This window comes from Streptomyces callyspongiae (assembly GCF_047200695.1).
Lineage (GTDB): Bacteria > Actinomycetota > Actinomycetes > Streptomycetales > Streptomycetaceae > Streptomyces.
This window is the reverse complement of record NZ_JBJZOM010000003.1, coordinates 299,678-310,140: the sequence shown is the minus strand read 5'-3', so window position 1 is coordinate 310,140 and position 10,463 is coordinate 299,678. Positions and strand designations below refer to the sequence as shown.

Below are 10,463 nucleotides of genomic sequence, written 5' to 3'. Positions count from 1 at the left end.
GTAGGCGAAGCCGATGATGATGCCACGGCCAGGCAGGTCTGGAGGGCAGCACACCGGTCACGGCCCCGCCCTCACACAGGGCGGCGTCCGCGACCTCACGCATCAGCCCCAGGGCCGCCCCGCCGTAGACGACCTGCAGCCCCCGCCGGGCCGCGGCCCGGCCCACCGCACGCTCAGCGGCCCGGTAGCGCGGATGCACCCCGCCTCCGAGCCGCGCAACACCGTCACCCGGCCGCTCACCGCGCCACCACCCGCAGCAGCGGCACCCCGCCCGCTTCAACGCCGGCAGCACCGCCGCGATGACGTGCCGCTGCTCGCGGGCGTAGTGCAGGTGGGTGCGGCGGATCTGGTGAGGCGAACAGGTACCGCACGACCTCCCGGGAGTCCTCGTCGTCCAGCAGCGTGGGCAGGTCGAGCCGGTGGCGTCGGCACACCTGGAGGATCTCGCGGTAGCCGGTGATCGAGGCCAGAGCGGGCTCGTGGCGCAGGCGGGCCGCCTCGTCGAGGATCGGGGCGCTGGAGGTGCCGTAGCCGAGCATGGCCGCCGCCCGGCGGGCCGCCCCGGTGTCGTAGTGCTCGGGGCTCTGGTCCACCAGGCATTCCACGCTCACCTCACGGTCTGGGGACCAGCCAGGGCGACGGGCCAGTTCGTGCAGCATCGAGGTCGATCCGCCTTCGAGAAGCACCGGGTGGTTACCGTGGTCCTCGAGCCAGGTCTCCATCAGGTCCACGGCCTCTTCGGCGCTGACCGTGCCCTGGGACAGTGGCCGCTCGGTCAGGTACTGGCGGTGGGTGCCGCGCAGTTCGCCCGGCTCGGGCCGGCCCGAGCCGGCGGCCAGCTCCGGATGGCGCTGGATGCGATCCAGCGCGAGCACCGGGAGACGCCGGCGGCGGGCCTTCTCCACGGCGTAGGCGGTCTTGCCAATACCCGTCGGGCCGAGGACCGGATGCACGGCTCCACCCCTGTGCGGCTCCCCCACTGCGTAGCGACTCACAAGCACCCTTCAGACCCAGGGCCGACCTGCACCGACAGGGTGTGGTGCTCGTTGGAAAGCCGCATGCCAAGCCGACCGGGCCACCTGCGCGATGACGGACCGTCTTATGGACATCCCCGCCTGCCCCAGGTCACCGGCCTGCCGCCCCGCGCAAAACGGGTTCGGGCCGAAGCCCGCGGCTCCTAGCGGATGGCGAAGCTGGAGCCGTTCGGCCTCCAGCAGGCTCGGGACCCCGAGCACCCATCGCGACGGCGAGTTGGACCAGCATCGAGGCCGTTGGGGTGCTGCTGGTGCCCGACAGGTCGACGGCAGCGATGACACCCGGTCCGATCCCCGTGGGCCCGCACCGGTGCGTCACTGTTCCGCGCACAAGACGTCGGGTCGCCGTTCACGACTCGTGCGGGATCGATCCGAGTGGGCAGGACCGAAGCGCCGGTACGGGATATGCACTCCTCAGCGGATGACACGGGCCACGCCCACTGCACACTGGGGACACATCAGTCTTCCGACCGCCCTCCGGGTCCGTAACCGTCCGTTCACATACATTGCAGCCCCTCGGTGCGATGGAATCATCCCATCCCGAAGCTCAGCCGACGGCGAGGAGTTGCTCGCGCAGAATGTCTGCGTGCCCACAGTGGTGGGCCAGCTCACGCAGGACTTGCAAGTACACCCAGCGCACCGTGCGCGGCCCCGCCCGGTGTCCGGTCACCACAGTGTCCAGCGACACCTCGGCGACCGCCGCCCGTGCCCGTTCGCAGGCATCCCGATGAGCCGCAATGACGAGAGCGACTGTGTCGTCGTCGCACAGGCGGAAGGACTCTTCAGGGCCCTGCACCAAGCCGAGCTCCCGACGCGGGACACCTCCGACACACTCCTCGAACCACACTCGCTGCATCCAGGTGACGTGCTTCAGCAGTCCCAGCAGTGTTGTCGCCGACGGGACGAGCGGACGACGTGCCTGCTCCTCGGTTACGCCCTCGAGAGTCGCCTCAACGGCGCTCCGGTACTCGTCCAGGAACGCCTCCAGCTGCCTACGTTCGCCGTCCAGCAACACATCGAACGAGCCCATCGGGGTCTCCCATCACGGTCGTCCCCGCCCAGGTCGAGGAAGGTCGGAGCAACAGCGCCTCGGCGCCCTCCCACTCTCCACATCGGTCGTGTCCTTCCTGCCGGAAGCCGCGCATCGACTGGTTCGTCACCTCGCGTTCCACCGGGGCCGGATGAATTCGTTCACATGTTCGTGATTCGCGTACCCACCTGCAACTCCTGTGCCGATTCGCCCTTCGACTGTCGGACCGTGCCGATGCGGGCAGCTTCCCCGTTATCGTCATTCCGCTGGACCGTTCTGCTCGCAGGCCGTGCGCCGCACCGCAGGCCCCGCAACGCGACGACTGTCGACGCGAGCAGCGCGGCAGCCCACGGCCAACAGTGACACGTGCCTCTCGTCCGGCCGTTCCACAACGCGCCGCCCCCTCCCCCGCCACGCGTTCCTCGATCCACCGGCCGGAATGCGTGGGGAACGAATGATCACGGAGGGGCGCTGCGACCGGCGGAGCTACCCCACGCCAGACCCCCACCGCTGCACCGATCCGCACGTACCCGACCGGCATGAGCACACCTCGCCCTGGCCTCGGCCGCCGGTTCCCCCGGCAAGTCCGTGACGGCCTCGGGGGCGCCGGGCCCCGCCGCCCCCGAGGCCGTCACCCAAAAACGCCACTTCTGTGCTAGCAATCATCCATTACAGAGCCAGAATCAGTGTATTCTGACGCTATGAATGACAGGCGTGACGACGACGGGGTCGCGGCGCTGCTGGCGGAGGTGCAGCTTGCGGCGGCGTTCGACGACCCCCGGGAGCGGGTGCGGTTGCGGAAGGCTGCGGGCCTGTCCCTGGAACAGGTCGCGAAGGCCGTGGGCGTGGGCCGGCAGACGGTGGCGAACTGGGAAGCCGGGGGGATGCCGTCCTCGCCGTCGCGGGGGAAGTACCTGCGGCTCCTGGAGGGTCTCGCGCAGATCCACCCCACCCCAGCCCGAGCCACGTCCTCGCCTCCGACTCCGGCAGCAGATGCCGACCAGCAGAGCTGTGCCCCAGCGGCCGCGGCGACCGCCCGTGCGGAGAGTCCGGCCGCCCGGGAGGCTCGGACCGGGCACGCACGGCACCAGGCGCGGCGACGGAGCAGTTCGGCGGACCAGGTGCGCTCCGAACTGCGGGAGGCGATCGCGGCGGCGGTGGAGAAGGAGCTGGAGAAGGCGGGTGGGGATGCGGATGCGGCGGCTGCTGCGTTGGTGAAGCGGGCGATTCCGGACGTGATGGGACTGTTCGCGCGGACACGGGCAGGGGCACGGTACGAGTACACGGCTTACCCGGCTCTGCCCGATGTACTGCGGAAGCCGTCGAAGACGGATCCCGACCTGGTCTGGGAGGCGCGTCCGTCGTGGCGGCACCCGGACTTCCGGCGTCATCCGGACGGCGAGGTGGCGGTGACGGCGTTGGATGTGAATGCGGCGTATTTGTCGGCGTTGAAGACGTGGCTGCCGATCGGGAAACTGACGCACAGCACAGGTGGGGAGCACGACCGAAAGCGGGCGGGGGTGCACCTGATCACCCCAGCGGTGTGGGAGCACCCGCATCTGCCCTCACCGATGGGTGACCGGGAGGAGCACGGGCCCGTGTGGGTGACGGAGCCGACGCTGCGGCTGCTGCTGCGGCTGTCCGGGCCGAAGCACCGGCTGATGCAGCCGCCGGTCATTCACGAGTCGTGGACATCCAGCGCGACGGAGACCTTTCTCGACAGTCTCCGGCAGTTGCTGGCCGGCGCCCGGGCCGATGCGCTGGAGGAAGGGGACGAAGTGACGGCGGCGTATGTGAAAGCCATGTACTCCAAGTTCGTCTCCACTCTGGGGGAGTCCTCGCACAACCGGGAGATCAACCGGCCTGACTGGATGCACCTGATCAGAAGTCAGGCGTTCGCGAACCTGTGGTCCCGCGCCCACAAGGCGCACCAGGCCGGGCTGACGGTGATGTGCGCGTTGGGTACCGATGAACTTCACCTCGCCGGCGGCGACTGGCGCGACACTTGGCGGGAGGGGCGCGGGCTTGCGGAGATGAAGGTCAAGAGCGACCGCGACGGCGCTCCGGTCACCTACACGGTCACCGCCGGGGGGCGTTGATGGCCGGTCGGTGGATGAACCTGGGCCAGTACAACGCCCGCGGCGTGCGGGGCGCGGACGCGCTGGGCGCGGGGATCGAGAACATGGTCACCGGCATCCACTCCCCCGCCAACACCGACCGCGGTATCGCCGCTCGCCTGCGCTACCTCACCGCCTCGACGGCCGGCTACGCGGCGATGGAACGCGCCGGCGTCACCGTCACGCCCCGCACGCTGTTCGCGTGGCTGGCTGAGGAGCGCATGCCCAACGCCGCGAACCGTCGCAGACTGGACGCGGCGTACTGGGACCTGCGCCGCCACAACGTCGCCGCCGACCTGAAGCGCCGCCTGGCGGTCCGGGGCGGCACACGTGTCGAGATCGACCCCGTCGACCAGACGGCCGTCGACCGCAGGCACCGCCGCGACCTGGCCACCAGGCGGCTGACCGTCCGGCCACGCCACTGGAACGCGGCCGTCGACGCCTGGCTCGCAGACGACGACGAAGCCCTCGACGCGGTGTGGGACGACGTCATCCACGACCTCGGAAGCGACTACGACTCCTACTCCTACATCTCCTCCCTCGGCTGGCACGCCTGAAACCCGGAGGCACAGCCTGCGCCCGGCGTCACGGCATGGGAGGAAGTGGTCCACGGGGACGGCGGCGGGACCACTCGGGCACGAACCGGGCAGTACCACGATCCGAACGGGCAGCCCACGGACGGACCGAGGCGCATTCTCCCCGGCCCGGAGCACCGGCGCCGCCCGGAGAAGCGGGCGAAGACGGGCATCATCGTCGCGGTGTTGAGCCTGGTTGCTGCCCGTTCGGGGCTGTAGAACTCTTCCACAGGCCCGAACGGTCACCACCGTTGCCCGTTCGGCACATGCGCGGGAGTGTCCGCGTGCGACGCACGCGAGGGATCGGGGTGCCATGAGCGCGGAGGAACGTCAGCGGGAGATCGTCGGTGCCGCCCGCCGCGCCGGTTCGGTCGAAGTCGGCACACTGGCCGCCGACCTCGGCGTGGCCCGCGAGACCATCCGTCGCGACCTGCGGGTTCTGGAGTCCCACGGTCTCCTTCGCCGTACGCACGGCGGTGCGTACCCGGTGGAGAGCGCGGGTTTCGAGACGACCCTCGCCTTCCGCGGCACCATGCACGTGCCCGAGAAACGCCGGATCGCCGAAGCCGCGGTGGACCTGCTCGGTGACGCCGAAACGGTGTTCGTCGACGAAGGCTTCACTCCCCAACTCATCGCCGAGGCGCTGCCCCGCGACCGGCCGTTGACAATCGTCACCGCCTCCTTGGCGGCCGCCGGAGCACTCGCAGACATCGCCTCCTTCTCAGTGCTGCTGCTCGGCGGACGGCTGCGCGGCGGCACGCTGGCCACGGTGGATCACTGGGCGACTGCGATGCTCTCCGGTTTCGTCATCGACCTGGCGTACATCGGAGCCAACGGCGTCTCCCGCGAACACGGCCTGACCACCCCCGACCCCGCCGTCAGTGAAGTGAAGGCACAGGCCGTCCGCATCTCCCGGCGAAGAATCTTCGTCGGCATGCACACCAAGTTCGGCGCGGCGAGCTTCTGCCGCTTCGCCGAGGTCGGCGACTTCGAGTCCATCGTCACCACGACCGCACTGCCCGCACCGGAGGCCCATCGGTACTCGCTCCTCGGACCACAGGTCGTCAGGGTCTGACGGAGCGCCCGGCACGCAGCACCACCCGACCCCAGAGACCCGGCACGAGAACCCGGAGCCCACATGCGCACACGCATACCGCATTCCACTCGTACTTCCCCGAGAGGCGCCGCCCGAACGGTCGTCGCCGTGGTGGCAGCCGGCGCGCTGTTGGCAGGCTGCGCAGGCGCCGGCGGCGGAGACGCGAGCGACCGCAGCATCAGCGTGCTGATGGTCAACAACCCACCCATGAAGACCCTGCAGAAGCTGACCGCCGAGCACTTCACCGAGAGGACCGGCATCGAGGTCGACTTCACCGTGCTGCCCGAGAACCAGGTGCGCGACAAGATCAGCCAGGACTTCGCCTCCCAGTCCGGCCAGTACGACGTTGCCACCATCAGCAACTACGAAACACCCATCTATGCCGAGCGCGACTGGCTCTACCAGCTCGACCCGTTCGTGGAGAAGGACCCGGCGTACGACCAGCAGGACGTGCTGAAGCCGATGCGGGACTCCCTCCGGGCCGAGGACGGCAAGACGTATGCCGAACCGTTCTACGGCGAATCCTCGTTCCTGATGTATCGCAAGGACGTCTTCGCCGAGCACGATCTGACGATGCCCGAGTCCCCCACTTGGAAGCAGGTGGCCCGCCTGGCGGCCAAGGTCGACGGGGCCGAGAAGAAGATGAAGGGGATCTGCCTGCGCGGTCTGCCCGGCTGGGGACAGCTGATCGCCCCGCTGACCACCGTCGTGAACACCTACGGTGGAACGTGGTTCGACGAGAACTGGCACGCCCGGCTCGACTCGCCCGAGTTCACCGAGGCCACGAAGTTCTACGTGGACCTGGTGCGTGAACACGGCGAGGCAGGAGCGGCACAAGCGGGCTTCGCGGAGTGCCTCAACAGCATGACCCAGGGCAGGACGGCGATGTGGTACGACGCTACCGCGGGCGCCGGAGAGCTGGAACGGGACGGCTCTCCCGTCAAGGGGGCAATCGGTTACGCCCCCGCTCCGGTGAACAGGACCGAGAACTCCGGTTGGCTGTACACCTGGGCCTTCGGCATGCAGAAGGCCTCCGACAACTCGGAGGACGCCTGGGAGTTCATCTCCTGGGCCACCGGCAAGGAGTACGAGGAACTCGTCGGTGAGCAGGCAGGCTGGGCCAGTGTGCCCGCCGGGAAGCGGAAGTCGACCTACGACCACCCGAAGTACGTTCGGGCCGCCCCGTTCGGCGAGGACGTGGTTCGCGCCATCGACTCCGCCGACCCGCGCGATCCCGGCGTGCAGGCCCGGCCGTACAGCGGGATCCAGTTCGCCGGCATTCCGGAGTTCACCTCGCTCGGAACCGAGGTCTCCCAGGAGATCAGCGCCGCCATCGCCGGCAGGCAGTCGGTGGAGCAGGCGCTCGCGAAGTCCCAGAAGCTGGCCGAGAAGGTCGCCGAGGAGTACCGGAACCGATGACCATTCCCGAGGCGACCGCCCGGACGGTCGCCGGAGGCTCTCGGCCGGCCAGAACACCGGCCGGGGGCACCCGGCGGCTGCATGCCTGGGCGCTTCGCGCGCCGCTGCTGCCCGCCCTCGTTTTCCTGATCGTGATCACGCAGCTGCCGTTCGCGGCGACCCTGGTGATCTCGCTCTTCGACTGGAACTCGCTGTACCCGGAGGCCCGGGAGTTCACCGGTCTGTCCAACTTCGGCACGGTGCTGAGTACCCCGGCTCTGCGAGACGCGGTTCTCACCACCGCGCTGCTCACCGCAGCCGTCGTCCTGGTCACTCTCGTGCTGGGTCTGGCTGTCGCCCTGCTCCTCGACCGTCGGTTCCCGGGCCGCGGCCTGGTGCGGACGATGCTCATCGCCCCGTTCCTGCTGGTGCCGGTCGCTGCGGCGCTGCTGTGGAAGCACATGCTGCTCAACCCCGAGTACGGGCTGTTCAACGGCGTCACCACGGCGCTCGCCCGACTCTTCGGTGTGGAAAACCCGCCACAGCCGGAGTGGATCTCCGAGATGCCGCTCCTCGCCGTGGAGGCCTCGCTGATCTGGCAGTGGACGCCGTTCATGATGCTGATCCTGCTGGCGGGGTTGCAGAGCCGGCCGCTCGACGTCGTCGAGGCGGCCCGCATCGACGGCGCCAGCGGCTGGCAGATCTTCCGCTACATCACGCTGCCGCACCTGCGGCGCTACCTGGAGCTGGGCGCCCTGCTCGGGTCGGTCTTCATCGTGCAGCACTTCGACGCCGTCTACACGCTCACCTCCGGCGGGCTGGGTACCGCCAACCTGCCGTACGCCATCTACCAGACCTTCTACAAGGCCCACGAGTACGGCCTCGCCTCGGCCGCCGGTGTGCTGGTGGTCATCGGCTCCATCGTGATCGCGACCTTCGCGCTGCGCGTGGTGTCGTCGCTGTTCAGTGAGGAGGTGTCCCGCGGATGACCACGCTCACCGCTCCCGTGAAGCGCACGGGGAGTGCGCCTGCGAAAGCGGTTCCGCCCCCGGTGCGGCGGACGCGCCGGCGCAACTCCGTGCTGGGTCTGCTGGCCTGGCTGGTCGGCATCCTGTTCGTCCTGCCGGTCGTGTGGATGGGGCTCACGTCCTTCCACTCCGAGCCGGATGCTGCGGCCAACCCACCGTCGCTCGCTGCGCCGTTGACTCTCGATGCCTACCGCACCTTCTTCGGGGCCGGCGGCGCCGACGGTCCGTGGCCCCCACTGATCAACTCGCTGACGGCTTCGGTGTGCTCCACGCTGCTGGTGCTCGTGCTGGCGCTCCCGGCGGCGTACGCGCTGTCGATCCGCCCGGTGCGCAAGTGGCGGGACGTGATGTTCTTCTTCCTGTCCACCAAGATGCTGCCGCTGGTCGCCGGGCTGCTGCCGGTCTACCTCTTCGCGAGCAACGCCGGCCTGCTGGACAACATCTGGCTGCTGGTCGTGCTGTACACGGCGATGAACCTGCCGATCGCGCTGTGGATGCTGCAGTCGTTCCTCGCCGAGATCCCCGTTTCCGTCATCGAGGCCGCGCAGATCGACGGGGCCCGCCTGCCGACGGTGCTGTGGCGGGTCATCGCCCCGATCGCCGGGCCCGGCATGGCGGCCACCGCGCTGATCTGCTTCATCTTCAGCTGGAACGAACTGCTCTTCGCCCTGGTGCTCACCGGTGTGCGGGCCGAGACCGCGCCCGTCTTTCTCACCGGTTTCGTCACCAGCCAGGGCCTGTTCCTGGCAAAGGTCTCCGCAGCCTCGCTGGTCATCTCCCTCCCGGTGCTGGTCGCCGGATTCGCCGCCCAGGACAAGCTGGTCCAGGGCCTGTCGCTAGGAGCCGTGAAATGAAGGCCGCCCTCGTCGAAGCCCCCGGAAAGGTCTCTCTGACCACGGTGGAGGATCCGGCTCCCGGGTCCCGCGAGGTGGTGGTGGATGTCGCCGCGTGCGGACTGTGCGGCACGGATCTGCACATCCTCCAGGGCGAGTTCGCGCCCTCGCTGCCGCTGGTTCCGGGGCACGAGTTCGCGGGTGAGGTCGTCGGTGTCGGGGGCGCGGTCACCGAGGTCGCGGTCGGTGACCGGGTGGCCGTGGACCCGTCGCTGTACTGCCACGAGTGCCGCTACTGCCGCACCGGTCACAACAACCTGTGCGACCGCTGGGCCGCGATCGGCGTCACGACGGCGGGGGGCGCCGCCGAGTATGCCGTTGCGCCGGTCGCCAACTGCGTGCGTCTGCCCGAGCACGTCCGCACCCAGGACGCGGCGCTCATCGAACCGCTGTCCTGCGCGGTACGCGGTTACGACGTGCTGCGCAGCCGGCTGGGCGCCCACGTGCTGATCTACGGTTCCGGCACCATGGGCCTGATGATGCTGGAGCTGGCCAAGCGGACCGGGGCGGCGCGGGTCGACGTCCTCGACCTCAACCCGGATCGGCTGGATACGGCCCGCCGTCTGGGTAGCTCGGCAACCGCCGCGCATGCGGACGAACTCGACCGCCCGCAGGGCTGGGACCTGGTCATCGACGCCACGGGCAACGCGGCCGCGATCCAGGACGGTCTGGGCAGGGTCGCCAAGGCCGGGACGTTTCTGCAGTTCGGCGTGGCCGACTATGCGACCACCGCGACCATCGACCCCTACCGGATCTACAACCAGGAGATCACCATCACCGGTTCGATGGCGGTCCTGCACAGCTACGAACGGGCGGCGGAGCTCTTCGCCGGCGGCGTTCTCGACCCGGAGGTGTTCATTTCCGACCGCCTCGCGCTGGACGAGTACCCCGCCGCCCTCGACCGCTTCGCATCCGGCCGGGGCCGGAAGATCCTGGTGGTGCCCTGAGGGCGCTCTCGCCGGCCGTCAGACCTGCGAGGGAGGGGCACCGCAGCGCCCGGTGGCCGAGCGACGGCCCGTCGCTCGGCATCATCCCGGCCGCAGAGGAGGGAACGCGACGGCCGCGTAGGGGATACCGAGAACAGCGGCCACGCCATCCACCGACCGGCTTCCCCGCACCCGACCCCGCGTTGTCCGGAAGACCGCTTCACCTCGCACGGGCGCTCAGCCGTGGGTGAGCGTCCGCCGGGGCCGGGGACCGGGGAGCAGTCGACGGCGGGGGCGGCGGATGAGCAGGACAGCACTGCGGTCGGCAGAGCGGTGCATGGGCGGGCTGTTCCCGTCCGGGCTTCG

General features: G+C 69.6%; 10 protein-coding genes. 7 read left to right on the top strand and 3 right to left on the bottom strand.

Going from position 1 to position 10,463, the window contains the following annotated elements; all coding sequences use genetic code 11:
- The 3 genes from ACL06G_RS04415 to ACL06G_RS04405 all read right to left on the bottom strand — a co-directional run.
- Nucleotides 1-199: SLOG cluster 4 domain-containing protein (locus tag ACL06G_RS04415; RefSeq protein ID WP_503167814.1), on the bottom strand; the 199-nt coding region annotated here is incomplete at its 3' end.
- 37 nt (nt 200-236) lie between these two features.
- Nucleotides 237-953, bottom strand: coding sequence for an isopentenyl transferase family protein (locus ACL06G_RS04410; protein WP_412784397.1), 717 nt, complete (start codon nt 951-953; stop codon nt 237-239).
- A gap of 628 nt (nt 954-1,581) precedes the next feature.
- Nucleotides 1,582-2,064, bottom strand: a complete 483-nt coding sequence (locus ACL06G_RS04405; protein ID WP_412784396.1) for a DinB family protein — start codon at nt 2,062-2,064, stop codon at nt 1,582-1,584.
- Between the two features lie 701 nt (nt 2,065-2,765).
- Between ACL06G_RS04405 and ACL06G_RS04400 the strand changes: the two genes are divergently transcribed.
- The 7 genes from ACL06G_RS04400 to ACL06G_RS04370 all read left to right on the top strand — a co-directional run bounded on the left by ACL06G_RS04400 (nt 2,766) and on the right by ACL06G_RS04370 (nt 10,118).
- Nucleotides 2,766-4,163, top strand: a complete 1,398-nt coding sequence (locus ACL06G_RS04400) for a helix-turn-helix domain-containing protein (protein WP_412784395.1) — start codon at nt 2,766-2,768, stop codon at nt 4,161-4,163.
- Nucleotides 4,163-4,738 (top strand): transcriptional regulator, encoded by a 576-nt coding sequence (locus ACL06G_RS04395; RefSeq protein WP_412835443.1) that lies wholly within the window; start codon nt 4,163-4,165, stop codon nt 4,736-4,738. Before ACL06G_RS04400 ends, ACL06G_RS04395 begins: the two co-directional genes overlap by 1 nt.
- Nucleotides 4,739-5,069: 331 nt before the next feature.
- Nucleotides 5,070-5,831 carry a DeoR/GlpR family DNA-binding transcription regulator gene (locus ACL06G_RS04390; RefSeq protein WP_412784393.1) on the top strand — a complete coding sequence of 254 codons (762 nt, stop codon included), beginning with the start codon at nt 5,070-5,072 and terminating at the stop codon, nt 5,829-5,831.
- A 63-nt stretch (nt 5,832-5,894) separates the two neighbouring features.
- Nucleotides 5,895-7,271: an ABC transporter substrate-binding protein gene (locus tag ACL06G_RS04385; protein WP_412835442.1), complete on the top strand. Its 1,377-nt coding sequence runs from the start codon at nt 5,895-5,897 to the stop codon at nt 7,269-7,271.
- The gene (locus tag ACL06G_RS04380; RefSeq protein ID WP_412835441.1) at nt 7,268-8,239 is read left to right on the top strand and encodes a carbohydrate ABC transporter permease; all 972 of its coding nucleotides are present in this window, start codon (nt 7,268-7,270) and stop codon (nt 8,237-8,239) included. The genes ACL06G_RS04385 and ACL06G_RS04380 overlap by 4 nt, the downstream gene beginning before the upstream one ends.
- Nucleotides 8,236-9,132, top strand: a complete 897-nt coding sequence (locus ACL06G_RS04375; RefSeq protein WP_412835440.1) for a carbohydrate ABC transporter permease — start codon at nt 8,236-8,238, stop codon at nt 9,130-9,132. The genes ACL06G_RS04380 and ACL06G_RS04375 overlap by 4 nt, the downstream gene beginning before the upstream one ends.
- A complete protein-coding gene (locus ACL06G_RS04370; protein ID WP_412835439.1) occupies nt 9,129-10,118 on the top strand; it encodes a zinc-dependent alcohol dehydrogenase family protein in 990 nt (329 codons plus the stop codon). The genes ACL06G_RS04375 and ACL06G_RS04370 overlap by 4 nt, the downstream gene beginning before the upstream one ends.
- Nucleotides 10,119-10,463: the final 345 nt, after the last annotated feature.